This window comes from uncultured Nisaea sp., assembly GCF_963974195.1.
Lineage (GTDB): Bacteria > Pseudomonadota > Alphaproteobacteria > Thalassobaculales > Thalassobaculaceae > Nisaea.
Window position 1 is genome coordinate 56223 of the sequence record NZ_CAXBDC010000004.1, and the last position, 26856, is coordinate 83078.

Genomic DNA, 26856 nt, shown 5'->3' on the forward strand with positions numbered 1-26856 from the left:
TGGCTGCGATGGCCGGCGGATTGTGGTGGGGCTCCATGCGAGATGGAAGTGCGACACATCTTCTGGTCAGTGACGCTGTTGCGAAACCCCTAAATGACCAGGATGCCGCAATCTTTCTGAATATCCAGAATACGGGTGAGCCGGACCGCCTGATCGGGGCCTTCAGCAGTGCAGGCCTGGCCAGTCTTTACAGCCCGATCGAGACACCCGGCCTGCCGATCCCGACTGGCCCGGCCGCCCTTGCTCTGGATGGCGCACATATTCGTCTGAGCAATATCGAATCTCCCTTGGCCGACGGCACCTTGCTGCCCGTGGAGCTGACTTTTGCCAAGGCGGGCAAGATAACGATCAAGGCCCGTCTTGCCGATCCGGCGAAAGAGGGTGCGGCCGGTGAAGTCGGGCTGTTCGGTCTCGGTGAGATTTGCGCTGTCGGGGAGGGTGAGCCGGCACCGGAGATTTCTCTCTCGGTGGCTCCGGAGGGAGAGGGCTGGCGCCTGCAGGTCAATGCCGAGGATTTCCAGTTTTCCAAGGAACTCGCCGGGCTTTACCACGTGCCGGGCATGGGGCACGGCCACATCTATGTTGGCGGCGTCAAGTTGGGGCGGCTGTACGAGCCGGAAGTGCATATCGGTGCCCTGCCACAGGGTACGCATGAAGTCCGGGTGACACTGAACACCAACGATCACCGCGCCTATGTCGTCGATGGAACGCCGGTCACGGCCGCGATCTCGATTAAGGTTGACTAAAAGTCGCGCGCCACGTTTTTATTTGTATACAAGCAATCTGCGGTACGCGAACTGCGGGAACAAACTATGGCGGGCGGGGTCTTGGCTAAAGGCGGAATCATCGGCGTCGATGTCGGCGGAACCTTCACGGATCTCGTCATGCTTGATCCGGATACTGGCGGTATCCGGATGGCCAAGACGGCGACCACATTGGACAATCAGGCGTTTGGCGTCCTGAACGCCATTGCCGAGGCGGGTGTCGACCCGAGCGCCGTCGATCTGATTGTCCACGGAACGACGACGACAACCAATGCCGTTCTTGAGCGCAAACTGGCGAAGACTGGACTGATCACGACAGCGGGCTTTCGGGACATTCTGGAGCTTGGCCGGCGCACCAGACCTCAGGCTTATGGGATGAAAGGCGTTTTCCGGCCAATCATTCCGCGCGATCTGCGCCTTGAAGTGCCCGAGAGGATGGATGCCTCGGGAGCCGTGGTTACGCAGCTTGACGAGGATGCGGTGCGTCAGGCCGCGAAGGCTCTGGTCGGGCTCGGATGCGAAGCGCTGGTTATTCATTTTCTCCATGCCTATGCCAATCCGGAGCATGAACGCCGGGCGGCAGAGATCGCGGCCGAGGTCTGGCCAAACAGCTACATCACAATGGGGCATGCCCTGCTGTCGGAAACCCGTGAGTTCGAGCGCGGGGTCACGGCAGCGGTGAATGCATCTGTGCAGCCGATCCTGGAGGTCTATATCGCCCGGCTTCGAAAGGAGCTGGCGGATAAGGGATATGCGGGCGACGTGCTGGTGATGAACGGAAACGGCGGCATGGTTTCCTCCAGGATGGTGGCCAGCGCGGCAGCCAAGACAGTGATGTCGGGACCGGCGTCAGGCGTGATGGCGGCAGCCTATACGGGACGGCGTGCGGGCGAAGTGAATTTGCTCACCTACGATATGGGCGGCACCTCCACTGACGTTGCGCTGATCCGGGGCGGAAATCCTCCTGTCTCCAACGAGATCGAAATCGAATATGCGATGCCGATCCACGTCCCGATGGTCGATGTCCGGACGGTCGGTGCGGGCGGCGGCTCGATCGCCTCTGTCAATGCAGCGGGCCTGCTTGAAGTCGGCCCCGAGAGCGCCGGTGCTGAACCCGGCCCTATCTGCTACGGGCGCGGTGGTAAGCGCCCCACGATTTCCGATGCCAACCTTTTGCTTGGCCGGCTGAACCCCGAACGTCTGAATTCCGTCGAAGGAGGCATCTCTCGCGCGGCGGTCGAGGATATTTTCCGCCGTGACCTTGGCGAGCCGCTTGGCGTTGACGGCATTGAAGCCGCCGAAGCGGTGATCCGGGTCGCCAACGCCAAGATGGCAGGCGCCATCCGTATGGTTTCACTCTCCCTTGGCGCCGACCCCCGGGACTTCGCGCTCTTCGCCTTTGGTGGAGCCGGGCCGTTGCATGCGGCGGCCCTCGCACGGGAACTCGGCGTGCCGCGGGTTCTGATTCCCGCACGACCCGGTATCACGAATGCCCTGGGATGCATCGTGGCCGATTTGCGCCACGACTTCGTCCAGACCATCAACCAGCCGCTCGATATGCTTGATATTGAAAAACTTCACGGCATCTTCGAGCAGCAGGTGCGGGCAGGGACAGACGCGCTGGCACGGGAGAGTATCTCCATTCGCGACATCCAGAAGGAATTCAGCGTGGAAATGCAATTCAAGGGGCAAAGCCATGTCGTTCGCGTGCCGCTGGATGACGGAACGCCGAGCCGCGAGCAATTGAGAAGCCGGTTCGAGACGGAATATTGGGCCCGCTTCAAGGTGGAGCTGGCGGAGATCAGTGCCGTCGTCGTCAATATCAATTGCTCGGTCATCGGCAAGCGCGATCCGGTGGATCTCTCTGGCCTGATCGACCCGGCAGGCCGTCTAGAGGAAGCCGTGCCCGTGGGCACGCGGAGCGTGATCTTTGACGGGATCGCGCATGAGACACCGGTCTATCGGCGGGACACTCTTCCGGCGGATGTATCGCTGTCGGGACCTGCGGTAATCGAACAACTGGATTGCACCACCCTTGTGCCGCCCGGAGACCGGGTTGAAGGGGCGGCGGACGGCAATCTGCTGATCCATATAGGAGCCGGATCATGAGCATTGACCCCATTACGCTCTCGGTCATCCAGGCCGGCTTGCAGCAAGTCTGTGACGAAATGGATCTGAGCTTCTCGCGCGCTGCTTTCTCGCCGGTGATCGCGGAAGCAAATGACCGTTCCGACGGGATCTACGCCGCCGATGACGGTTCCCTGATTGCCCAGGGGGCGGGTGGCTTGCCGGTATTTGTCGGGACCATGCAATATTCCACCCGCACGCTGATCGAAATGATCGCCGCAGGAACCGCTCCGGCGCCAAAGCCGGACGACGTCTATATCGTCAACGATCCCTATCTGGGCGGCACGCATCTGATGGATGTGCGGTTTGCCCGTCCGTTTTATCGGAATGGCGAGATTTTCTGCTGGCTGTCGAACACCGGTCACTGGCCGGATACCGGCGGCGCGGTTCCCGGCGGCTTTTCTGCCTCGGCAACGGCCGTGGAGCAGGAGGGGCTGCGACTGCCGCCAGTCCGGCTCTTCAAGGAAGGTGTCCTCGACCGGGAAATCTACGCCATCATTTGTTCTAACATCCGGGTCGCGGATCAGCGGATCGGTGACGTCAAGGCGCAGGCCGCCGCGCTCGCTGTGGGTGAGGAGAGACTGAACGCACTGCTGGACCGCTATGGCGACGATGTGGTGCGCGATGCGATCGCAGAGCTGCGCGTCCGGGCCGAAACCCAGATGCGTACCCTGATCGACGAAATCCCTGACGGAAATTACAGTGCGACGGCATGGGTCGATAGCGACGGCGTCGTCAATGAACCGCTGGCGATCAAACTCACAGTCGAAAAGACACCGGGGCACTTGCGGTTCGATTTCTCGAATTCCAGTCCGCCTTGTCTTGGTCCGATGAATTCCGTCCTGGCGACCACGCTGTCTTCGGTCTACCTGGCCATGCGCCATATCTTTCCCGAAGTGCCGATCAGCGCCGGCGCCTTCGCGCCACTCGAGGTGATCCGGCCCGAGGGCACATTTCTGGATGCCCATTATCCGAGACCGGTTTCAGGATGTGCCGCCGAAGTGAGCCAACGCATTGCGGAAGCCGTGTTCGCGGCTCTTGTAGAGGCCTTACCGCATCGGGTGACTGCGTCTCCGGCCGGTACCAGCGGTAACTTCGCGCTCGGCGGTCATGATCCGGAACAAGACCGGGACTTCGTGATGTATCAGCTTTCCGGCGGCGGCTATGGTGGTAATGCCGATCATGACGGCCTGTCCAACGGCTGCTCGACCATCGGAATTTCAAAGGCACCGCCGGTCGAGATCATGGAGCAGAACTTCCCGGTGCTCTATCACCGCTACGCTCTCCGCGAGGGATCAGGCGGGGCAGGACAACATCGTGGCGGCCTCGGTCTTGATTATGAAATCGAACTCCGGAGAGGCGACGCCCGGGCAAGCTTTGTGATGGATCACGGACGTTTCGGCCCGCAAGGCGCACTCGGCGGCGAGGATGGCGCGCCGAATGTGGTCGAGGTCTGGCGTGATGGCGTGAAATACATCCCGGAGCATCTTTCGAAAGAACAGGATATTCCGCTCAAGGCGGGTGACAGAGTTCGCGTCAAGACACCGGGCGGCGGCGGATATGGCCTCGTTAAGGATCGGGATCCGAGGCTGGCCGATGAAGATCGGCGACTTGGGCGTGGATAAGCGCCGAACGTTCATACAGGTAATGTATCAGTATAATTTCCCATAATATACATTATGCGATTATCCTGTATAGGCAGCACCTAGAAACTCGGTGACTGACGTCTATCCTATTCAAGCGGCTAAACACGCTGTGAGATTGCTTTCTCTGCATCCCTGATTTAACGAGAAAAACGCTTTATCTCCTCCTCATGATTTAAGAGAAGGATTCCTTATACACATTTGTAATTAATTATTATTTTTGAGCAAAAGTGCATCAAGCGCGGAAGAAAGCCGCTTCAGGGCGAATTATAGCGTATGGGGGTGCCCTCTTCCCCGCATGGTCTTCACAGGTAAGCCGCTCCGAAGCCAAAACGCAAAAAAAGGCACCCCGATATGAAACGGGGTGCCTCAGGTGGGTGGGACAAATTGGTGCGGGTATCTAGCCCTTGTATTCGGGCAGATTCTTGACCTGCTCTTCCGTCATAGGAACAACGGCAACGCCGGCTCTCACCAGGGCCAGTTCGGTGACGGGAATTGCGACTTTGGTTTTACCGAAGCCCAGAATGCCGCCGAATTCGACGATGGCGACCTTGGCGCCGTGCTGATCGACAACGTCGTCCACCTCGCCGGCAATCTTGTCATCCACCGAGACGACCTTGGCACCCTTCAGATCGCTTTTCTGGAGTGCGGGCTGCTGTTCCTGCCGCAATTCGGGGCTGGGAGTCACTGGCTCAGCCGCCTGGGGATCCTGGAGAAGGTTCGTGGGGCCTCCCGTGCTATCGGGCGACGCTGCGGTTTGCGCATCGGCCCTCGTTGCAGCCATTCCCAGCATCACTGCCAATGCGGCCGCTAGAATGGCGGATCGAGAGTAGATACTCATGTGATCATTGACTGTTCGAACCATCACTTCCTCCTTCGATGGTTACACGTTGCTCCGGTCAACGTGGCCGGAGATGAAACCCGGGGGCCGGTTTGGCCGTTGCCCGCGGGGTATTCAGACGCCAGCGACACGGCCAGCCGCAACAGCGCCGAAAATCAGGTGCCTTGCATCAGGCGACGGCGGGGGCCGGTGCCAGTTTAGGTGCCGGGGCCGGCGCTTTTTTCGTGCTTCGGGCATCGCCAAGAGGCCAGCCGTCTTCAAACCGCCGGCGCAGGTTCTCCCGCGCTCGATAAAGCCGTGACATCACCGTGCCGACCGGCACCCCGAGACGGGTGGCCGCGTCGCTGTAGGAAAGGCCGTCAATCGCAATCAGCCGGATAATTTCGGTTTGCGGCGCTGGAAGGTTCGTCAGGGCCGTTTCGAGTTCATGCACGCGATGGCGATGAAACTGGTTCGGCAGAACAGAGAGATCGCTATGCGCATCGTCCAGCTCGACCGGGATGCCCTGCATTGCCCGCTTGGCATAGTGATCCGCGGCAACATTGCGCACCACCCGGGTAAGGTAGCCACGCCAGTTCTGGACGTGTCGGCCGTCTTTCGCATACGTGATCGCCCGCACGACGGCTTCCTGCGCGATATCGTCGGCGTCGGCGTGATTGGCGGTGAGCATGCGGGCGGTGCGGCGCAGAGAGTCGAAGTGATTCTGAACTTCAATCTTGGTGACGGTCACGGCTGTACTCCCAAATTTAAACCGAGCCGCTGCGAACAGAATTGATGCGCTCGCCGCGCCGGTTTACTGGAAGTGGTGGTGCTGTCATGGCTTGCCTGAGGCAAAGCTGTGTCAAGTTTGGTATGGTGAGGTTCCGGATTGCGGCGGCATGGAATTTTGCCGTCTCCGCACCGTCTATCAGAGTAACTCCCGAGCCCTTGTGTAACGGCCAGCATACCAATCGAGTTTTTATGTCCAGACTGCTGATTTCACTCGCCTCGGCCGGATTTCTTGTGCTGACGCTCTCCGCTTGTACGGAAACCCGCCGGAGTAATCCCGAGCGCACCGCCACCGAGCAACTGCTGCTTTCAACCGCCATGGACCGGGCTGCCGGGCAACTCGATATCTCGTTGCCGGCGGGGACCCGCATCTATATCGATTCCTCCCGCTTCAAGGGCTATGACGAGGATTACGCCATTGGGGTGATGCGGGACCGTTTCCTGGTCGCCGGACTGAACATCGCGCTGACGCGAGAGCTGGCGGATGTGATCGTCGAGATCCGCTCCGGTGCTCTGTCGACATCGGGCAACCGCACGCTGGTCGGGATCCCCTCCTTCAGCATTCCCATCCCCCTCACCGGTGATCTGACGGTTCCAGAGCTGTCGCTGGTGGCCAAGGAGCGCAGACGGGGGATCGCCAAGGTCGCCTTCACGGCCTATTGGCGTCAGGACGGATCGCTTGCGAACCGGAACGAGCCGGTTGTCGGCATCTCCGGGTACGATAATTGGGAAGTTCTTGGGCTGAACTGGTTGATCGGCGACGATTTTCTTGAGGATGCCGATATTCCGCCGGAGAAAAAAGCGGGAGCCGACGATGCGGCTCCCGAGTAAGGAGCGGGACGTCAAGGTCCTGAAAAAAGGGGCACTCCGATCAAATAGACCAACTGGCAGTGGGATTATTCCCACGCTTGTATTTTTAGTGCCCCTCTTCTCTTAAATCTGAGGCTACAGGTCGTCGTTTTCCCGCCACTGGTAAGACCAGGTCTCCGTGAGAGCGCCGCCGTGGGAGCGCAGGAAGGCACGAAGATCAACACTGCCCTGGCCGATCGGATCGAGATCGAATTCCATCCGCCAGGCACCGAGTTCCTCAAGGGGACGGGCGGCCGGCTTGATGATCTCCGCACCGACGGCGGTGATCACGGGCTCGACCGGGCTATCGGATGAAAGTCTGTCTAGGTCTCCGCCCTTGAAGTCGATGACGAACTTCCGGATCCTGCCGTTCCGCTCTTGTCCGGGTATGCCGCCAAGACCGGTCCGGGTTGCGATTGTCCGCCCCGGTCCGGGCAGCCTGTCAGGCATCACCGAGCCCCAGTGCATCCGGTAGGAGAAACTCATCGGGTTATCGGGATCGGGAACCTGTTCCGGGCGCCAATAGGCCGCGAGATTGTCGACGGTCTCGTCATGCGCCGGAAGTTCAACCAGCTCGATCCGGCCCTTTCCCCAGTCCCCGCTCGGCTCGATCCAGAGGTTGGGGCGGCGGTCGTAATAAACACCATCATCCAGATAATGATCGAAATTGCGATCGCGCTGCACCAGGCCGAAGCCGCTGGGTTGCGTATCCTGAAAACTGTTCACGCGCGGCACGGAAGGGTTCTGCAGCGGCCGCCAGATCCACTCGCCGGCACCGGTGCGCATCATCAGGCCGTCCGAATCATGCACCTCCGGGCGGAAATCATCCCGCGACCGGTAATCGTTCTCGCCATAGAGATACATGGAAGTGATCGGCGCGATGCCGATGCCGTTCAGTGTCCGCCGGGGGTAAATCGTGGCTGCAACGTCGAATATCGTGTTGCCTCCCGGCTCGATGGTAAATTTGTAGGCGCCTGTCGTGCTGCCGCTGTCGAGCAAGGCGAGAACAGTCATGGCCGCATTTCCGGGTTTGGGACGCTCGAACCAGAAGGCGGTGAAATAGGGAAACTCCTCTTCGCCGAAGCGGCTGGTGTCGATGGCCAGCCCCCGGGCGGAAAGGCCGTATTGCATATCGCCGCCGACCGCCCGGAAATAGCTGGCACCAAGGAAAGCGGCCATGTCCCGTTCGAAATCAAACCGGTCAAAAATACGGAAGCCGGTATAGGCCAGCTGGGCCGCCTCTTCGGGGCTTGGCGAACCATCCGGATAATCGAACCGTGCCGGGTCGAAGGTCATCGCCTCGGTCCGGTCCGGCTTGATCTCGAACAAGTCCACAGCACGGGTGAAGAGCCAGCCGCCATGAAACGGTGCGATGCGGAATGGCAGGTCCGTGTCGGACCAGAACTTGCCGCCCTTGGCCAGTCTCATCGCCATGTATTCATCGTGGGACAGCCTGGCGAACCTTTCCGGCAATTTGCGCGGCGGCTCGAACGGGGCCGTGGACAGCGCCTGTGCCAATACCTGCAGATCTTCATAGCCCCGCACCTCGCCATGGGCCGGCACTTTACCCTGGGCGATCGCCGGTGCCCCTATACCCAGGACCGCCAGGGACGATGCTCCGAACGCCATGGCTTCTCTTCTATTGATCCGCATTTCGCCTCCGTAAGACGCTGATCTAATTATTTTGCTCCGTCGGGAAGACCGGACTTTCCCCTAAAATATTTCACCGCTCGGGGAATTTTATTGTTCGGCATTCCGTCTAGTAGAGGAAACGCGTGGAAGGACCTGTCGGTTCCGGCCCGCTGTACAGCAACTCTTCGCCAAGGAATGAAATCCATGCGCTATCCGACATCGTCCCATCCCGAGCCAAAACGGCAGATGACGAACCCGTTGGACACAGCCGAAGACCGCGGCGGTGCACAACGCGCAATCCCCACGGAACTGCCGCCGCCCGCGCCCCTCGTGATGCCGGTGCAGCATGTCCGTACCGTGGGCGGGCTCTTGCAGCGGGCAATCGAATTCCCGGTGCATCTGCTTGCTCTTCTCCGGATCAGACGCTCCCTGCACTAAAATTTTCTCGCCAATGACGAGCGGCGCCGGTCATATCTGACCGGCGCCGTTTTTTTACACTCGGCTGCCTAGACCGTGGCATCCGCAGTCGGCGCGACATCCGGCGGCGGGGAGACGGAGCGATCCGACAGCAAGTCAGGCAATCGAACCTCCTCCGGTATCAGGAACAGCCCGAGCGCCCGCGAGACGCGTCCCCAGGATGGCTTGCTCCCCAGATACGAAACCGGCAGAGACAATAACAAGCCCGCCAGGATCGGCGATGCGGCGAATATAGCGGTCGGGGTATAGATCGCCATCACGCAGGCCACCGCCGCCCCAAGGGCGAAATGCAACGCATGCACCCGGATCACGTTGCTGAAGGGCTCTCCACTGCCGGCCCGATCCACGGTCCGCCAGCCGCTGGCCCGTCCGCCGAAAATCTCGAACACGAACTGGCTGTGCAACAGCATCATGACCGGCGCGGTCAGAACGCTGAGCATCATCTCGAAAAGAGCGCTGAGGGTAAGCCGCAAGGCACCGCCATGCCCCCTCCTCAGCTCGCCGTCGGACAGAGCCAGAAGCAGACCAAGAATCTTCGGGCCGAACAGCATGCACAGGATCGCGCCGAACAGAATGGCCGGATCCCGGTAGAAGGCCATGTCGGCGGGCAACGGGATTGAACCCCAGGGACCGATCCCCTGATTGCCGAGCTGCGCGGCAACGAACAGCCCCGCACTCAGAAGCAGGAAGGCAAGCCAGATTGGCGAGGTGAGATAGGCGAGCGAGCCCATCAGGAAATGCAGGCGGCCGCTCAGACCGATCCCGTCGGCGACCAGCAACTGAAGATGCTGTAGGTTGCCCTGGCACCAGCGCCGGTCCCGGGTGGCGTGCGCGATCAGGCTTGGCGGCGGCTCCTCATAGCTGCCAAGCCGCTCCGGAAGGATCCGGACCGCCCAGTCCCGCCGGCGCAGGAAGGCCGCTTCAACGAAGTCGTGGCTCATTATCTCACCGCCCAGGGGGGCATTGCCCGGCAAGGCCGGCAGTCCGCAGCATTCCGCGAAAGCCCGAACCCGGATCATCGCGTTATGCCCCCAATAGGTTGCCGCATTCCCCATGATCAGGGCAAACCCGGCGGCAACCTGCTGGCCGTAGAGCGAAGCCGCAAATTGCTGCAGACGGCCGAACAGGGTCTGTGCCCGCACCGGCCGCGGCCAGGTCTGGATCAGGCCCAGCCCCGGATCAGCATCCAGCTCGTCCGCCAGCCGCGCCACCGTTGCCCCATCCATGCGGCTGTCCGCATCCAGGACAAGCATGTAATCGTAAGCCCCTCCCCAATGCTCCACGAAGTCCTGAACGTTACCGGCCTTTCTGCCGATATTGTTCTTGCGGCGGCGGTAGGAGATACAAAACTGGTCCGCGAATTCATGGTAGAGCGTTTCGAACATCCGCTTCTCTTCCCGCGCGACCTCGTCCGACCGGGTATCGCTCAGGATGAAGAGATGACAGCCGTGCAAACGGGGCTGTTCCACAAGGGAACGCAGCGTGCTGGCAATATGCCCCTCGACCGCCTGCGGATCCTCTTCATAGATAGGCAGGAGGATGGCGAGGCGGTTTCCAACCATCTGTTCCGGGAGCGAGGGCCGCCGTCTGCGGCGAATGGCAACGGAAACAGCTCCAAAGCTCGCCAGCCAGAAATTGCAGGAAATCCAGCCCGTCAACACAGCGAAGAGGCCGATCAGCATTGGCCGGAAGAACCCATACGGCCCGTTCGGGCGATACGGCATAAGGTCCTCGAACAGCATCGTCAGGGCCGTGGTCGTCGCCACAACGATGGTAAGAAAGACGATACCGGTCACGATCGTCCCGGGGCGAAAGCCTGCGCGCCGGGGCGAGGCCTCATTCCGGTTCTGGTTCATGGAGATGTCCGTCATGTTCCCTGTCCGTGTGAGAAAGGTCTCGCGTCCGTGCGCGATATCCTTGTTCAGAACAAAGACAGGGAAAGTGGCTATTCTATTCCCTTCGCCACCGGGAAAGTTCGTGATTGCCGGAAATCAGGCGGGAACGAAGCCGGGAATTTCGATCACCAGTTCAAGGCCGGACGGCTTTACGTTACGGGCGAAGATACTGCCGCCCAGTGCCGCCACATTGCGCCGGACGATCCAGAGTCCGAACCCGAAATGAGCATTGCCGTCTTCGGCGTGGCTGGCCGGACGCTTTGTGACCCCCCTGTCGAACAGGCTATCGATGATATCCAGGGACGCGCCAGGACCCTGGTCACGCACGGAGATGGTCACGCTGTCCTTGTGCTGGCTGAGTTGGACAAAGATCGTCCCGCCTTCGGGAGAAAAACCGACGGCGTTCTCGACAATATTCTCGAGGATTGTCTCGATAATCTCTTCACTGCCGAGAAGATAGGCGGGCTGCCGCACAACCAGCTCAAGATGAATGCCCCGCGCCTCGCACGGCCCGCGAAAATCCTCGCAGAGCCCCTCGATCAAGGTGTCGACCCGGATCATCTCTCGCGGGGGCGAGGCCAGCCTGGCGGTTGTCTCCGTCGATTGTTGACCGGCGGCGATCAGGGCGCTGAGGCGCTGGCGGGATTGGGCAATGATCGAGAGCATGCGCTGCGCCCTCTCGTCTTCCTTGGGCACCGCCGAACGGAGCGCCTCGAGCGACTGGGCAATGGTGCCGACCGGTGTTTTCAGAGCATGCACCTGTTCTTCCGCGCTTTCCCGGACATCCGCCGCGATTTTTTGAAGCCGTCCGACCATCTCGTCGAATTGCCGCGCAACTCCGTCCAGTTCCGGCAAGCGGTTCATCCTGACGAAGGACGCTCTCTTGTCGGATCCGTCGGCGATGGTCCGCGCCAGCCGTTCAAAACGGCGCAGGCCGGAGCGCATGTCGATCAGGATGGCAATCACGACACTGGCCATGAGCAAGTAGATCACGGCCGCCACAATGACCTCGGGACGCTGCCAATAAGGGCCGATCAAGGACAGGGCGGCAGGTTCGTCGGCGGCAAGCGATGTCATCAGAACCCAGCATCCCTGCGAGGTCTTGATCGGCGTCACCGAGACAACGACCTCGTGCGAGGCATCCGGGGCCACGGCAACGCGGCTCACTTCGGCGACGCCGGTACAGGAAGACCAGATATCGCCAAGCAGGCCGCTTTCCTTCAGATATTGCCGCTCGCCGTCGATCTGTGGTTCAGCGGGGGCTGAGGCGACATAAAAGAAGTCCCCTCCACTCTCGCTTTCCGGGTTGAACAGCAACCGCAGGCGCACGCCGTCGCTTTCGAACAGTTGCAGCTTCTGGGCAATTTTCGGGAAAATATCGGGTTCCGCGTCCCCCAGATCGTTCGCAAGAGCCTGTGCGATTGCCGTGCCGTGGTGGCGGATGCTGTCCAGTACGAAAGCCCGGTGGGTTTCGTCCGCACTCTGGAAGCGCCAGTAGAGGATGCCCGGAACGATCAGAAAAAGCGCCAGAGTGAATACCAGCTTCGCGCCGATGGAGCGTGCGAAGCGGGCACGCAACACACCAGGCTCGGTGCTTTGCCGTTCCTGCTTATCCTGCAGCACGGCCGGTCTCTCGCCAACGATAGCCGAAGCCGGGATAGTTCTCGATCTGGTCGAAGCCGGGATCCAGTTCCTTGAATTTTTGCCGGATGCGTTTCACGAAGCTGCGCACATTGCCGCGATAGCCGTCTTCGCTTGCACCGACATAGAAATCTTCTCCGTGCACCAGATTGTAGATCTCCCGGTATTTCACATCCCGGCCGGCATTCCGCGCGAGATGCTCGACGATATGGAATTCGGTCAGGGTCAACGGCACACGCTGGCCGTTCCAGAAAGCCCGCCCGGCGATCTGGTCCAGCCCAAGGGCGCCGATAGCCGTTTCTTCATTTTGCCGGTCGGCGCTTTCGCCGGAGATCGTACCGTTCCGTGCTTTTCCCTGTCTCAACCCGAGCAGAATGATCTCGATCCGGCGCATCAGAATCGAGAAACTGCGGGATTTATCCACGAAATCGATGGCCCCCGAAGCCAGGGCCGATTCCTCGAAGATCTGATCCGTCAGGCTGGTCAGAAACAATGCGGGCAACTCCACACCCCGCGCATTTATTTCCTTGAGCGTATCGAGCCCGGACAGACCCGGCATTTTCCAGTCCAGTATCGCAAGGTCGAACCCTGCATCCTCATCCAGCAGACGCAGGGCACTTTCTCCGCTCTCCACGGTCGTGACCGAAAGCCCGTTATCCTGAAGATTGATGGCCAACGTCTCCAGCAACAGCGGGTCATCATCGACAACGAGGATGCGTGCGAAATCGAGGGGCTGGGTCAAGGTGTCCGTTTCCGCGAGGCTAGACGCTCTAGGCATGCCGCCCTCTCGCTCTCTGATAGTTCGGCGGGCAGGATTTTGTGCCCCAGGACGGAGAAATCAGCCGTGGAAACTTCCGGGAACAGATAAAATTCGACGCTGCAGGACGGATCGTTATAGGCCCAGACGAGACCGGATGATTGCACGCGGACATCATCGGCCGGCCCGACGATTGCCTCAATGCTGACAAGATCCGCACCTTCCAGTGCAGCCAGATCGATTGTTGCCGGCGCAGGTTGATTGTTATTTTCCCGAGCGGGCGCGGATTTCCCATCCGATGCGGTTTTGCCGGATGCCGAGGCAGGCCGTTGTGCCGGCCGGGGAAGCGGAAGGGGTGCCGAAGCCGCAGGGAGAGAAGCCACTGGCGGAGGAGCCGTGGGCGCCGAAGCCGCGGGAGGAACAGTCCCCTGTGCAGTATCGTGTCTTGCAGGCGGGTTAGCGCTGCATGCGGAAAGGGTGATGATGATAAAGAAGGCAATCCTGCGCATGTGCATTTCCGCGGCACCATAACTGCCGTTGTCTGTTCCGAATTTCGTCTCGTAATGGTTAACATGGCACTCTCAAGTCACCCCATCAAATTCGGCCCAAGAACCGAATGCCTTCAGATGCCTCAAATCGGCTTTTGAGCCAGCCGGCCCACAGCCATTACACGGGGGTGTATCCGTTAGAATCCCGGTTCGAGTGCTCTCCTCAGGCCGTCATGAGGTTGAGGGCGTGCAGCATTTTGTCAATTTTTTTAGATAGTTATCATGGAAATAACACAAAGATGACACAGCGTATCAGACCCCGTCGGGCCGCCGTGGAGTTGATTGACCGGGTCAACACTCCGTGGCGTCCCACTCCCCGGCTTTGACGGCGGCAATTTCGCCGCCGGATTTGGCGCTTGGCCTGATGTTGTTCAGAACTTCCGTCAATTTCTCGACGTCCAGAGGTTTGGTGAGATAGGAGTCGATACCAGCTCCCCTAAACTCTTCCTCGTGTTCCTTCAGGGCATGCGCCGTTAGCGCGACAATTGGCGGGCGCGTGTCCGGGTGTTTTTCCACGAGTATCCTGGTGGCCTGAAGACCGTCCATGCGCGGCATCTGGATATCCATCAGAATGACATCATATTGCTTCTTCCGGACGGCTTCGATGGCTTCCAGCCCGTCCCCGGCGAGATCAACCTGATGCCCTAGTTTCGTCAGCACACGAAGCATCAGGATCTGGTTTATCTCATTATCCTCGGCGACAAGGATATTCAAACCGGTCCCGCTGACTACCGTCCCCGGAACGGGGGCAGTTTCTGGCTTATCCAGATCTTCCTGTTTCTCTCCAGGATCACTTCCCTCCCCCCCAAGAGCACCCATAAGTGCCCGCGGATGAAGCGGTTTTCGCAGCACGGTCCGCTCAGAGGCAGGCAAAACTTGATCCTCCGGCCGAACATGAAAATCCTGCCATGTGCAATAAAGCATCGCGGGCTTATTCTGGTCAGGGGTATCGGGAATGCCATCCTGCCTGGACGAGGAAGCATCATCTGCATCCATATCGACCATCAAAATATCCAGAGACCGCGCTGAACCTGCGGAAGGCCCTCCTGCTGCCGAACGGCTGTCCACGACAACCCGGGCTCCCAGCCCCTCCAGTTGCCACACAAGCAAAGGAACGCTGAAATCACCCCAGCCAGCGAGCTGGACGAGCTTGCCGTCCAGCTTTGGCGCCCTGTTTTGTTGAGGCGGACCATCAAGAATCGTCAGGGGCACCTCGAAATAGAAGGTGCTGCCAATACCCTCTTCACTGACGACACCGATCTCCCCTCCCATAAGGGTGACGAGTTTCTTGCTGATGGCGAGCCCCAGTCCCGTGCCACCAAAGCGGCGTGAAATCGATGAATCGACCTGGGTAAACCGATCGAAGAGCGTTTCCCGGTCATGCTCGGCGATCCCGATCCCGGTGTCTCTCACCTGAAACCGGATCCGGTCCGGTGTAGCGCCCTCCAGGAGCTCGATGGCGACCCCGCCTTCGTCAGTGAACTTGACGGCATTGCCAACCAGATTGAACAGGATTTGCCGCAGTCTGGCCGCATCTCCCTCGCGGTAATCCGGTATGGAGGGATGCATCACCGCGATCAGTTCAAGGTTTTTATCGCGTGCCGTCGCCGAGGCATTGTCGATCACGGCGCCGATCATCTCCATCAGGCTCAGAGGGGCATCGTCCAGTTCAAGCCATTCACCTTCAAGGCGCGAGAAATCCAGAATGTCGTTGATTATCAGCAGAAGGTTGGAGCCGGAATGCTTGGCAATCTCCGCCAGCCTTGCCTGCTCATCACTGAGCGCGCTCCCAAGAAGCAGATCCACCATCCCGAGGAGGCCGTTAAGCGGTGTCCGGATTTCATGGCTCATCGTTGCCAGGAATTCGGACTTCTGCTGACTGGCTTCCTCGGCCTGGGCTTTGGCCAGTTCCAGCGCATTTGCCGCCTCGGCCCTGGTCAGCTCCGAGCCAACCAGCAAAGTGATATAGCGCATGAGATCCAGGTCACTGTCCTGGATCGACTCCCGCGGCAACGGGCTGGAAAAATTCACGGTGCCGTACCGGTGTCCGGAGACCATGACAGGGCAGCCGATATAGGATTCGAGACCAGTGGCGAGATAACACGGGTGGGTCCGCAATTCGCCACCCCCGACATGTGAAAAGCCGATTGGATCAAAGCCGCTGAAAACATTCTCACAATATGTTTGATCAAGGCGAAACGCCGTGCCCGGGCTGATGCCCCCATCGGGTGACACGGCATATTCAACGACATAATTGCCGTCTTCGATCTTGCTGACGATTCCGATCGGCAGCTCCAGATACTCACAGCCAATCTCGAGTATTCTCGAAATTCTTTCCTGCAAGTTGGTTGAGCCTGTCGACACGGCAGCCAGCATGGCGCGCAGGACATCGGCGTGCCGTCTCTGCGAAGTCACATCCGACCGGATACCGACAATGCCTCCATCGGCTGTCCGCGATTCCAGGATCCGCATCCATCTGCCGTCGGCCGTTTCCTGCAGGAACGGTTCACCGGGCTTGCCGTGCCGGTATAAACGTTCCTCTATCCATGCCTGCTGATCTTCTTTTCTTTTCCCCGCCCCGGCATAAAACCCGCGCTCAATCCCATATTTCAGGATGTCGTCCAGGAGCGCGCCGGGGGCCACGACGCCGTCTTCCCAAGGGAAAAATGCGCTGAAGGCCGAGTTACAGAATTCAATTCTGCGATCCGCGCCATATTTGACGAAACCATCCGGGATCGCCTCGATCATCTCTGCGATAACCTGAGAAGAGCGCGTGGCCTCGGCACTGGCGGCATCGGATCTTGATGCAAGGTCCCTCAACCAGATCGCGTCCGCTGCGATGTCGCAAAGATCCTTCAGGATCTCGCACTCTTTCGCGTCAAGTGACCTCGGTTTGCTGTCAATGATGCAAAGCGTTCCAAGCGGAAATCCGTTCGGCGATCTCAGGGGAACTCCCGCATAGAACCTGATGAACGGATCACCCGCAACCAACGGGTTGTCCTTAAATCGGTTATCCTTGCGAGCGTCTTCGACGACCATGATCTCATCCTGCCGGATGGCATAATCGCAAAAAGCCCAGGACCGGGGCGTTTCAACGGCGTCGATACCACATTTCGCCTTGAACCATTGACGGTCCCGGTCGACCAGAGACACCAGAGATATAGGAACATCGAGAAGTTTCGTGGCAAGAGCGGTAACGCGATCAAAAGCCCGTTCCGGTGGCGTATCGAGAATCTTGAGCCGTCCAAGCTCCGCAAGCCTGTCGAGTTCAGAGTATGATGTTTTCTGGTGGGTCATTCCAGGATATCCGATCTCAACTAATGCTGATCGCTCCGAAGCGGAAAACATATCACGAAATTATCATTCCATAATCCCCGCCAAAATTGCGGTTACAATCCGTGGCCTGTCTTCGCATTCAGCCCCGGAGAACGCCGCTCACACGGCCCTCAAAGCACACGGCAAAATTGTTAAAAATGGCTCTTAATTTGGACATTTAACTCAAGGAGCACCTTTTGATTTCTTTGGTAGATTCATTTTCCGATCAAAATCATCCTTATTTCTCAAAGAATTAAGTGCTCCCTAAGAAATTACATCTGATCCATAGAATTAATGAAAACTTTACCGTTTCATGGGACATTGTTTCCACGAGGGCGAGTGAATAACAACATACTAAGTTTTTAATTTTGTCCACTAAACTTGAGAAAACCAGCTCAGGACGTGGAAGGGTTATCTTTTAACTCTATATTTTTAAGGAACAGCTAGGGAGCGAGGGTCATGCAGCAGGGAACGCCATCGCCACCCAGATATATTGAATTTTATTCAAATAACAATTTAATGTCAGGTGACTTGATGATGCACGGAATTGAGGCTCGCGGATTCACGGAGATAAATAACGCATCCTCAACATGTCCGCTCCCGGTCACCGCAGAAAACCGCAGTCAATATTCTGATCCTCGCACTGACGCCCCCCTGCATGCCCACACTCACGCACAACCAGCGCGCTCAAGAAAGCGTCATCAGCAGAAGAGAAACATCGTCAGTCGGCGGTTTTTGCCCCGTCCAGTTCTGAATTTTGCGCTGCAATCCATTCAGAACAGTGCCATTTACGCCAAACAATGCGTCCGTCAACCTCTCCTCGCCGAACTGGACACCAGTCGCGTTCTCGCACTCCGTGATGCCATCGGAAAAAATCGCCAAGCGGTCGCCGGGGCGCATGTTGAACTCAATATCCTCGTATGTGGCATCGGCAAACATACCGACAGGAAAGCCCCCGTCTCCAATTGTCTCGGCAGCCCCGTTTTTTCTCAGCAAAATAGGGCTTGGCTGCGCCGCCTGACACAATCGGGCCGCGCCGGTGGCAGTGTTGATCACGCCATAGATCATCGTCAGATAATCCATTCTGTCCCCGTCGCTGAGAAAGCGCCGGTTCAAGGCCGAAACCACAGTGGAAGGCAAAGGAACACCATATTCCCTGTCGGTTTTCCCGCTGACCCGCGTACAGAATTCGGGAGTCATGGTGTTGCTGAGCGTGACCGAGAGCAGAGCGGACGGAATCCCGTGCCCCGCAATATCGGCAATGTAAAAGGCAACGATATCGTTGCCGATACTGAAAAAATTCAGCGTGTCTCCGCACAGATATTGAGACGGGTAATACATGTAACCGAAGGAAACGTTCCCGATTTCGGCTTTCTTCTTTGGAAGGAAGCTGTTCTGCAGCCGGGAAGCGGCATCCAGATCGTCACTCATCTGCCGGTAAAGATGCTCCAGCTTGGAGTTGCTTACCTCAAGCGCATCGGCCCGGGCTTTGGACAGAAGATGATTTCGCACTCTGGCCCGCACGATGGGCAGGCTGAACGGCTTTGTCACATAGTCGATCGCGCCGATTGCAAGCCCGGCCTCCTCGTCTTCTTCTTCAGACATTGCCGTAATGAAAATGACCGGGATATCGGCAGTCACTGGATCAGCCTTCAGAGCACGGCAGACATCGTAGCCGTCCATTCCAGGCATAATAATATCGAGCAGAACCAGATCGATGTTGCCTCCCTGGGCGATATCGATCGCTTCTGGACCGGAAGTTGCCTGAACGACATCGAATTCCTGGCCGAGAACCACACCGAGAAGTTCGGTATTCGTCGGAACGTCGTCGACGATCAGGACTTTTCCGCGAACAGAGTTCCTCATTGGCCTTCAAGTCCTTCCCGGCAACCGGAAACAATCAACATACCAAGTGTGAACTTGGGCATCGGCAGCCCCTGCCGTCAAGTGACGGAACTGCAGCCAGGTAACGGAACAGGAAACCCTGAGGCCGTTAAAAACGAGAGGAAAGGCTGATGGTTCAGTCAGTTCACGCCCGGAACAAAACAACAATCCTCAGTGGGAATTTCTCTGACATTCTCGTCTCTACCGTGGTGATCAACATTCTTGCCCTGGCAATGCCGTTGGCTCTTCTGCAGGTTTATGACCGGATCATCCCGAACCAGACATACGGCACGATGACGGTTCTGATAGCCGGGGTTGGTCTCGCTGTTCTTCTTGAAATTCTGTTGCGGTACGGCCGGTCGTACCTGCTTGGCGCTGCCGCCTCGAAATACGAATATCAGGCTGGTTGCGACGCTTTCGATCACCTGCTCGATTCCGATCTCGCGGCTTATGAGCAGATCGGATCCGGCGCGCTCGTGGAGAGGTTCGACGCCCTCCAGACCGCAAAGGAATTTTATTCCGGTCAAGCCATCCTGACCCTTTGCGACCTGCCGTTTGCCGTCATCTACGTTCTGCTTATCTGGTATATCGGCGGCCCGGTCGTTTATGTGCCCCTGCTGCTCATCGCCCTTTATCTTGCTGTCGTCGGCTATTCCAGCGGGGCTTTGGCCCACGCGGTTCGTGCCCATCTGCAAACCGAAGAATCGCGAATAGGCTTTTTGCTGCGCCTCCTGAATGGCTGGAGGAGTATCAAGTCCATGGCCCTCGAGAAGGGCATTTGCCGCCGCTTTGAAAAACTGCAGCTGGAAAAATCAGAAAAAGCCGCCGATGTAGACAAACTGTCGACATCTCTGGTCGATCAAGGGAACACCTTCTCCCAGATCAGTACGGCCGGGGTGGTTACGGTCGGAGCCTTTGCGGTCATGGACGGCATGCTCACGACAGGCGGTCTCGCTGCTTGTACGTTGCTGGCAGGACGCGCCCTGGTTCCATTCAGTGGAATCGCCGGGTTCTGGGTCAGGTACCAATCCGTCCGTGCGGCGAGAGAGCGGGTCGCGAGCATTTTCGATCTTCCGGCCGACCCGAGCGGAACCGGCGCATCACAGGATGTGGAACTGACCGGCGCCATTAGCTTGTCAAACCTGCAATACCGGTCTTCAAACGACGAGCGGGTCATTTTGGACGGTCTTGATCTGGAGATTCACGCCGGCTCGGCAATCGGGATCACCGGTCCAAACGGATCAGGAAAATCGCTCTTGTTGACAATCATGGCGGGATTGGCAAATCCCACTGCCGGATCCGTGACACTTGACGGATTGTCGATCGAGAATATCGATCGGGAAGCTCTTCGGAGGCAGGTGGTCCTGCTGCCCCAGAGAGAAGTCCTGTTCAGGGGATCCATCATGGAAAACCTGACGACATTCCGCCCCGAACTAGAGCCCCGAGCAATGCTCGTAGCCGAGGTGCTCGGCATCTCGGAAGCGATCTCACGCATGCCCAGAGGTTTCCGCACCCAGACCGGTGAAGGCACAACCCAGCTCCTTTCACGCAGCTTGATCCAGCAGATCGCAATCGCACGAGCCCTGGTTGTGCCGCCTAAAATCATTCTTTTCGATGAAGCGAACTCGGCGGTCGACGGAGCCGGCGACCAATATGTCAAGGATGCCTTCCGGCGCCTTAAGGGCCAATGCACGCTAGTCATCGTCAGTCACAGACCCTCCCTTCTGCGCGTGGCAGACCAGGTTTATGTATTGGCGGATGGTCAGCTTGATCAGGACTCCGTATCGACAGAGGCACTGCTATGAGAGCACACGTTGAACACACGGATGTTCTTCCGCCGGAAGCAGCCAGCGCAATTCCCGATCCGTTGATGCAGGGTATCGGGGCCGGGAACAGCTTCGAGCAACGCGTCGAGGAGCTGATGAGCCCGGCGCTTCAAAATCGCGCGAAGATGTCGGATCTGGCCGGGTGCCTGCCGGCGCTGGTCACCGCCCTCGGTTGGGCCGGTGTGCCACGGCAACTGCTGGAAGCCATGCCCGTCGAGGGAACGCCCTTTGATCTGGTCGATTTAACCAGCACGCTTAATCGGCTTGGTTTCTCTTCCCGGCGCGTCAATCTCAGCTGGAATCAGGCTGTTATCGAGGCCCCTGCTCTCTGGCTGCGCAAAAATGCCCCTGCGGCAGTCATCCTTGATCAGGCAGACAAGGGAGTGCTGATCTATGACCCCGTCACGGGTCAGCAGACCATCGTCGATCGCCCCATAGAGGCTGTCGACGCCATGGTCTTTATCGATACCAGATCCGGTCAGGGAGGAGCTCAGTCGGAAGCCCGCCGCAAAAGCGGCTGGTTCAGCACGGTTTTCGCAAAATTCATGCACCCGCTCGGCGCGGCTTTCGCTCTTGGGTTTTTCATAAATATTCTCGCACTCGCGATACCGCTATACGTGATGACCGTCTATGACCGGATCATTGCGACAGGTGATCGCGAGGGCATATGGCTGCTGGCTCTGGGGATCGGTCTCGCGGTCCTGTCCGATCTGGCTCTCCGGAACATCCGCATGCGGATCCAGGTGTTCGTTTCCGCGCGGCTGAACTATCTGGTCGGCTCACAGGTTCTGGGGCACATGCTTGGGCTGTCGCTCGCCCTTCTGGAGCGCGCCGGCGTCACGGCACAGATTGCAAGAATGAGGGACCTGGAACGGGTGCGCAGCGTACTCGCCGGACCGTTGACGACGGCAATGCTTGAGCTGCCCGTCCTCATCATCTTCGTGGTCACCATCGCACTGGTCGCGGGCTGGATTGCCATCGTGCCAGTTGCATCGGCCATTGTCCTCGCTCTCGCCGCCCTGTTTTACAACTGGATTATCAACAACAGGTCGTCGGACAGCGCACAGGCGGGCGTTCGTCGGCAGATGCTTGTGGTCGAGGCACTGGACAAGATGCGTTCCATCCGGGTGACCGGTGCGGAAGCCGTCTTCCGGAGGCGGTTCAAGGAATTGTCCGCGGCGTCCATTGCGAGAAATTTCGCACAAATCAAGGCTGCCGCAATGGCGCAGAGCTTTGGGCAATTCGCGTTGATGCTCAGTATGCTCTGCCTGCTGGCACTGGGCGTCAGCGGTGTCCTCAATGAGCAAATGACTCCCGGCGCGCTTATCGCGGTGATGATGCTGGGGTGGCGCGTGCAAACCCCGCTGCAGTCCGCCTTTGTGGCATCGACCAGACTCTTCCAGGTCTTTTCATCGATCCGGCAGATCGATGGGCTCATGGCTCTGCAGCCGGAGCGTCCCGCCGATGTGGAGGGCACCGCGCTTGAAGGTGTTCAAGGCCGGATCACGCTCGACATGGTGACTTTCAAACCGGCGGCGGACCTGACGCCGGTGCTGATGAATGTCGCCATGGACATCAAACCGGGTGAGCTGATTGCCGTGACCGGGCCGAACGGCATGGGTAACTCAAACCTGCTGGAACTGATTGCCGGCCTGCATACCCCTCAGGGTGGAGCCATCCGGATCGACGGGCGTGACGTTCGGCAGTTCGATCCATCCGAATTACGCCAGATTATTGCCTATGCACCTCATTCGCCCGAGCTGTTCGACGCCACCATCGGCGAAAACCTTCTCCTGGCAGCCCCCACGGCCACGGACCAGGATCTGGAAGAAGCCCTGGACCTCGCCGGCATTCGTGATCTCGTGCTGTCCCTGCCGGAAGGGCTTGATACGCAAGTCTATTCGGGCGGCATCAGCAAACTGCAAACCAGCTTGCTCGGGCAACTCTCCCTTGCCCGCTCATATGTTCGCAAGGCGCCCATTCTGTTGCTGGACGAGCCGGTGGGAAGCTTTGACTTCGAAGGCGAGTTCGCATTCGTCGATGCCCTGAACCAGCTTCGCGGCAAGGCCACGATTGTCCTCGTAACCTATCGCCCGAGCCATATCCGCCTGGCTGACCGGGTTCTGGTCATGAAAGACGGAGCGTCACGCTATTTCGGCCCTCCTGGCCCGGTGATCGAAAAACTCACCGAGGCGTTTAGCGGCGAAATCCAGAAGGAAATCACGTCATGAATAATGCCACAAAAATGCTTCCGCCAGGCCGTGGGAACCGTTCTCTGACCAGCCTTGACGTGGCCCCTTCGATCAGTGACGCGGGCTCGACAAAACTGATCAGGTTCGGGATCTTTGTCGTCGCCTTGACGATGGTGCTGTTCATCAGCTGGTCCGCTGTGACCGAGGTTAATGAAACAGCGGTGACCGTAGGTGCCGTGGTGCCGGCCGGCAATGTCGTGCCCATACAGCACCTGGAAGGTGGGATCATCGAGCAGACCCTTGTCAAGGAAGGTGATGTCGTCGAGATAGGACAACCTATTGTCCGCATGGCGGCGTCTGCGGCCCAGGCGGACCTGGAACGAATGGGTGCCCGCCTCATTGCCCTATCGCTCGAAGAAGAACGTCTGCGTGCGCTGGCTGAATCCCGCCCTCCGCAGTTTCTCGCCGTGCCCGCCAAATTCCAGCCTCTCGTTGACGATCAGCGGGACATTCTCGCATCCCAGATCGAAGCACGAGACAAGAGCAAAGAAGTCCTGGCCAGCCGGGTGCGCGAAATCGAAGCCCAGATAGAAACCGGCCAGCAAGACATGAAGAATGCACAGCATGTCGCCATTTTGCTCGAAGAAGAGATGAAAATCAGGGCCGGGCTAACCGAAAAGGGCCTCAGCCCCCGGGTAACGCTCCTCGCCACCCAAATCAAGCTTGCGGAGGCTCAAGGGCGCTCCGAGCGGTTAAGGAACGAACAGGCACAGTTGCGGGAATCATTGCATGAATCCCGCCAGGAACTGGACGAATTCCTGTCGCAGTTCCGGTCGGATTCTCTTGCCGATGCCGGCTCCGTCGCGGGCCAGCGCGTCGAGGTAGAGGAAATGATCGAAAGCCTGACGGATCGGGTCAACCGCCTGGACGTCGTTTCTCCTGTCCGCGGCATCGTACAAAGCCTGCCGGTAAAAAATATCGGAACGGTTCTGGCCCCGGGCGGACTTATTGCTGAAATCGTCCCGGTTGACGGAGCCCTTGTTGTCGAAAACCGCATCTCGCCAAGGGATGTCGGCTTCGTCGAACTTGGCCAGGCAGTGGATGTCAAAGTCCATACTTTTGATTTCACCAGGCTCGGGGCCGTCCCTGGTGAATTGGCATATGTCTCTGCAACGACATTTCTGGATGAAAACCAGGAGCCCTACTATCAAGGTCGCGTTCTCCTGAAAAAATCATATGTCGGGGAAAACAATGAGAAAAACAAACTTCTCCCCGGAATGACCGTTCAGGCGGACATTCAAACGGGAAGAAAAACAATTCTCCAATATCTTCTTAAGCCTATCTACACGAATATTGATCAAGCTATGAGCGAAAGATGAGTAGCTGAAAAATCAGGACCATACATCAACACGTTACTGATTTTTTCAGCCCCTATACTCTGAAAAGAAAGACAGCCCAATGGCAAAAGATCCCGTACGCGCATCCGCATCCGCTTCGACCAATCTGAAGCAGAACCCTCTTGACGCCCTGGAACGGAAAGTTCTCCCGGGAGATGAGAACGCGGAAGACCGCCAGCGGACGAACGATCTTCTGCATACCGGCTCGAACAAGGAGCAAATCGCCAAGGGCTCGGAACGCGAAGATGAAGGGGCATCCCGACCGGATGCGCTGGATCTTGCGGAAGGCGGCGCGGGACGGTCTGGCTCTGCATCACCACGAACTGCAGGGGGGCGCCCGGCGGCAGCATCTTCCTCTGTCGAAGGCGTGTCGATCAACAGCCCCGATGCTTCGGCAACATCTACGGAACAAACAACAGCCCGAGAGTTTCAGGATGGCAACATTCTCGGGCGCCCGGATTCTGCCCCCCCATCAGAACAGGGAACTTCTTCGTCCTCGAGACAAAGAGGCACTACAGGATCGGGAAGCGGTGGAAGCGCCTCCGGTCCAGGAACAGGTGAAGACAGCGGCGGCACCCCGGGCGGAGGAATTGCCGGAGAGAGCTCGCTCCAGGCACCTGATCTGACCACGAGCAATGCCGATGGTCTGGAAGATACGGCGATTGAGCTCAACCTGTCCGTCTCCGACGACACATCCTCTGTGACGATTTCCGGCATCCCGGAAGGGGCTGTGCTCTCCGCGGGCACGCCCAACGCAGACGGCAGCTGGACATTGACACCGGATCAGCTCGATGGTCTGACAATCACACCGCCAGCGGACTTCTCCGGTGACATAGACCTCACAGTCACGGCGACAACAATCGACGAAAGCGGCAACACGGCAACGACGACTGATAGCCTGACGGTCACCGTTGAAGCGGTCGCGGATGCACCTGTGCTCGCTGTAACCCCGGCTTCCGGCACAGAAGACAGCCCTATCGCACTGGATCTCGATGCCCGGCTGACCGATCTCGACGGCTCGGAGAGCCTGGAGATCACCATCTCCGGCATTCCGGACGGCGCAGTTCTTTCCGCCGGCACCGTCAATGCCGACGGCAGCGTCACGCTGACGGGCGACCAGCTTGGCGGCCTGACGATCACGCCGCCCGAGGACTTCTCCGGCGAAATCGTCCTCGCCGTGACGGCCATCGCCACGGATGAGAACGGCGACACCGCAGAGACAGCCCTCAGCCTGCCGGTGACGGTAACGGCGATCGCGGATGCACCGGTGCTGGCTGTCAGCGATGCAGCCGGGCTGGAAGACAACGCCATCACGCTGGATCTCTCGACGTCGATTACCGATGACTCGGAATCCGTCTCCCTGACGATCACCGGCATTCCGGAAGGCGCGGTTCTGTCAGCCGGTACCGTCAATGTGGATGGCAGCGTGACACTGACGGACGATCAGCTCGATGGTCTGACGATTACACCACCCGCCGACTTCTCGGGAGAGTTCGCACTTGAGGTCACCGCGAGCTCCATCGACGAGAACGGCGACACGGCGACCACGACCGACAGTCTGACGGTCACCGTCGAAGCGGTTGCGGACGCACCTGTGCTCACGGTGAGGCCGGCTTCCGGCACAGAAGACAGTCCCATTGCGCTGGATATCTCGACGTCGTCGAGCGACGCGGATGGTTCCGAGACCGTGTCAGTGACGATCACCGGCATTCCCGACGGTGCCACTCTCTCCGCCGGCACGGTTAATGACGATGGCAATGTCACCCTGACACCGGATCAGCTGGTGGATCTGACCATCACCGCTCCGGAAAATTTCTCCGGCGACATTGCCCTGACCGTCGTCTCGACGTCTGTCGACGAGAATGGCGACACGGCCGAGACGAGCCTCAGCCTGCCGGTGACGGTAACGGCGATTGCGGATGCACCGGTGCTGGCTGTCAGCGACGCAGCCGGGCTGGAAGACAACGCCATCGCGCTGGATCTGTCGGCATCGGTCACCGATGACTCGGAATCCGTCTCCCTGACGATCACCAACATTCCTGAAGGCGCGGTGCTCTCCGCCGGCACCGTCAATGCCGACGGCAGTGTCACGCTGACGCCGGGCCAGCTGGCGGGTCTCACGATCACACCGCCGGAAGACTTCTCCGGCGCCATTGATCTCACAGTCACCGCGACAACGACAGAAGCAAACGGCGACACGGCGACGACGACAGACAGCCTCACTGTCACCGTCGCTGCCGTGGCAGACGCGCCGACCCTGGTGGCCAACGATGTTACCGGCTCCGAAGACAGCCCGATCA

At 58.8% G+C, this 26856-nt stretch carries 17 protein-coding genes; 9 read left to right on the top strand and 8 right to left on the bottom strand.

Annotation, left to right across the window (positions count from 1 at the left end; genetic code table 11):
- Nucleotides 1-35 precede the first annotated feature (35 nt).
- The 3 genes from AAC126_RS01975 to AAC126_RS01985 all read left to right on the top strand — a co-directional run bounded on the left by AAC126_RS01975 (nt 36) and on the right by AAC126_RS01985 (nt 4516).
- On the top strand, nt 36-746 hold the full coding sequence (locus tag AAC126_RS01975; protein WP_339849443.1) for a copper chaperone PCu(A)C: 711 nt from the start codon (nt 36-38) through the stop codon (nt 744-746).
- Between the two features lie 81 nt (nt 747-827).
- Nucleotides 828-2873 (top strand): hydantoinase/oxoprolinase family protein, encoded by a 2046-nt coding sequence (locus tag AAC126_RS01980; RefSeq protein WP_339849446.1) that lies wholly within the window; start codon nt 828-830, stop codon nt 2871-2873.
- Entirely contained in the window at nt 2870-4516 is a 1647-nt protein-coding gene (locus AAC126_RS01985; RefSeq protein ID WP_339849449.1) for a hydantoinase B/oxoprolinase family protein, read from the top strand. Before AAC126_RS01980 ends, AAC126_RS01985 begins: the two co-directional genes overlap by 4 nt.
- 418 nt (nt 4517-4934) lie before the next feature.
- Here AAC126_RS01985 and AAC126_RS01990 read toward each other — a convergent pair whose 3' ends face one another.
- Entirely contained in the window at nt 4935-5222 is a 288-nt protein-coding gene (locus AAC126_RS01990; RefSeq protein ID WP_339849452.1) for a PRC-barrel domain-containing protein, read from the bottom strand.
- A gap of 322 nt (nt 5223-5544) precedes the next feature.
- The gene (locus AAC126_RS01995; protein ID WP_339849455.1) at nt 5545-6105 is read right to left on the bottom strand and encodes an RNA polymerase sigma factor; all 561 of its coding nucleotides are present in this window, start codon (nt 6103-6105) and stop codon (nt 5545-5547) included.
- A gap of 230 nt (nt 6106-6335) precedes the next feature.
- Here AAC126_RS01995 and AAC126_RS02000 point away from each other — a divergent pair, with 230 nt between their 5' ends.
- Nucleotides 6336-6974: a DUF6655 family protein gene (locus AAC126_RS02000; RefSeq protein WP_339849458.1), complete on the top strand. Its 639-nt coding sequence runs from the start codon at nt 6336-6338 to the stop codon at nt 6972-6974.
- 114 nt (nt 6975-7088) lie between these two features.
- Here the strand turns inward: AAC126_RS02000 and AAC126_RS02005 are convergent, their stop codons facing one another.
- Nucleotides 7089-8621 carry a glucan biosynthesis protein gene (locus tag AAC126_RS02005; protein WP_339849460.1) on the bottom strand — a complete coding sequence of 511 codons (1533 nt, stop codon included), beginning with the start codon at nt 8619-8621 and terminating at the stop codon, nt 7089-7091.
- Nucleotides 8622-8828: 207 nt separating this feature from the next.
- Here AAC126_RS02005 and AAC126_RS02010 point away from each other — a divergent pair, with 207 nt between their 5' ends.
- Nucleotides 8829-9062 (top strand): hypothetical protein, encoded by a 234-nt coding sequence (locus tag AAC126_RS02010; RefSeq protein ID WP_339849463.1) that lies wholly within the window; start codon nt 8829-8831, stop codon nt 9060-9062.
- A 68-nt stretch (nt 9063-9130) separates the two neighbouring features.
- Here AAC126_RS02010 and mdoH read toward each other — a convergent pair whose 3' ends face one another.
- The 5 genes from mdoH to AAC126_RS02035 all read right to left on the bottom strand — a co-directional run bounded on the left by mdoH (nt 9131) and on the right by AAC126_RS02035 (nt 19123).
- A complete protein-coding gene (gene mdoH / locus AAC126_RS02015; RefSeq protein WP_339849466.1) occupies nt 9131-10972 on the bottom strand; it encodes a glucans biosynthesis glucosyltransferase MdoH in 1842 nt (613 codons plus the stop codon).
- 120 nt (nt 10973-11092) lie between these two features.
- Complete coding sequence (locus tag AAC126_RS02020; RefSeq protein WP_339849468.1) at nt 11093-12619, bottom strand: HAMP domain-containing sensor histidine kinase; 1527 nt, start codon at nt 12617-12619, stop codon at nt 11093-11095.
- Nucleotides 12606-13415 (bottom strand): response regulator transcription factor, encoded by an 810-nt coding sequence (locus AAC126_RS02025; protein ID WP_339849470.1) that lies wholly within the window; start codon nt 13413-13415, stop codon nt 12606-12608. Before AAC126_RS02025 ends, AAC126_RS02020 begins: the two co-directional genes overlap by 14 nt.
- A gap of 818 nt (nt 13416-14233) precedes the next feature.
- Entirely contained in the window at nt 14234-17239 is a 3006-nt protein-coding gene (locus tag AAC126_RS02030; RefSeq protein ID WP_339849473.1) for an ATP-binding protein, read from the bottom strand.
- Nucleotides 17240-17944: 705 nt separating this feature from the next.
- Nucleotides 17945-19123, bottom strand: a complete 1179-nt coding sequence (locus tag AAC126_RS02035; protein ID WP_339849475.1) for a SpoIIE family protein phosphatase — start codon at nt 19121-19123, stop codon at nt 17945-17947.
- 149 nt (nt 19124-19272) lie between these two features.
- Between AAC126_RS02035 and AAC126_RS02040 the strand changes: the two genes are divergently transcribed.
- The 4 genes from AAC126_RS02040 to AAC126_RS02055 all read left to right on the top strand — a co-directional run.
- Entirely contained in the window at nt 19273-20946 is a 1674-nt protein-coding gene (locus AAC126_RS02040; RefSeq protein WP_339849478.1) for a peptidase domain-containing ABC transporter, read from the top strand.
- Nucleotides 20943-23198 (top strand): ATP-binding cassette domain-containing protein, encoded by a 2256-nt coding sequence (locus tag AAC126_RS02045; protein WP_339849480.1) that lies wholly within the window; start codon nt 20943-20945, stop codon nt 23196-23198. The genes AAC126_RS02040 and AAC126_RS02045 overlap by 4 nt, the downstream gene beginning before the upstream one ends.
- Entirely contained in the window at nt 23195-24538 is a 1344-nt protein-coding gene (locus AAC126_RS02050; protein WP_339849483.1) for an HlyD family type I secretion periplasmic adaptor subunit, read from the top strand. The genes AAC126_RS02045 and AAC126_RS02050 overlap by 4 nt, the downstream gene beginning before the upstream one ends.
- Before the next feature lie 79 nt (nt 24539-24617).
- Nucleotides 24618-26856 (top strand): tandem-95 repeat protein (locus tag AAC126_RS02055; protein WP_339849485.1); only part of this gene is annotated, 2239 nt, incomplete at its 3' end.

Bases quoted from the DNA above. Each gene is read 5' to 3' on its own strand.
- mdoH (WP_339849466.1), bottom strand. From the start codon at position 10,972: ATGACGGACATCTCCATGAACCAGAACCGGAATGAGGCCTCGCCCCGG.
- AAC126_RS02025 (WP_339849470.1), bottom strand. From the start codon at position 13,415: ATGCCTAGAGCGTCTAGCCTCGCGGAAACGGACACCTTGACCCAGCCC.
- AAC126_RS01975 (WP_339849443.1), top strand. From the start codon at position 36: ATGCGAGATGGAAGTGCGACACATCTTCTGGTCAGTGACGCTGTTGCG.
- AAC126_RS02050 (WP_339849483.1), top strand. From the start codon at position 23,195: ATGAATAATGCCACAAAAATGCTTCCGCCAGGCCGTGGGAACCGTTCT.
- AAC126_RS02030 (WP_339849473.1), bottom strand. From the start codon at position 17,239: ATGACCCACCAGAAAACATCATACTCTGAACTCGACAGGCTTGCGGAG.
- AAC126_RS02010 (WP_339849463.1), top strand. From the start codon at position 8,829: ATGCGCTATCCGACATCGTCCCATCCCGAGCCAAAACGGCAGATGACG.
- AAC126_RS02000 (WP_339849458.1), top strand. From the start codon at position 6,336: ATGTCCAGACTGCTGATTTCACTCGCCTCGGCCGGATTTCTTGTGCTG.
- AAC126_RS02045 (WP_339849480.1), top strand. From the start codon at position 20,943: ATGAGAGCACACGTTGAACACACGGATGTTCTTCCGCCGGAAGCAGCC.
- AAC126_RS02005 (WP_339849460.1), bottom strand. From the start codon at position 8,621: ATGGCGTTCGGAGCATCGTCCCTGGCGGTCCTGGGTATAGGGGCACCG.
- AAC126_RS01985 (WP_339849449.1), top strand. From the start codon at position 2,870: ATGAGCATTGACCCCATTACGCTCTCGGTCATCCAGGCCGGCTTGCAG.
- AAC126_RS02035 (WP_339849475.1), bottom strand. From the start codon at position 19,123: ATGAGGAACTCTGTTCGCGGAAAAGTCCTGATCGTCGACGACGTTCCG.
- AAC126_RS02040 (WP_339849478.1), top strand. From the start codon at position 19,273: ATGGTTCAGTCAGTTCACGCCCGGAACAAAACAACAATCCTCAGTGGG.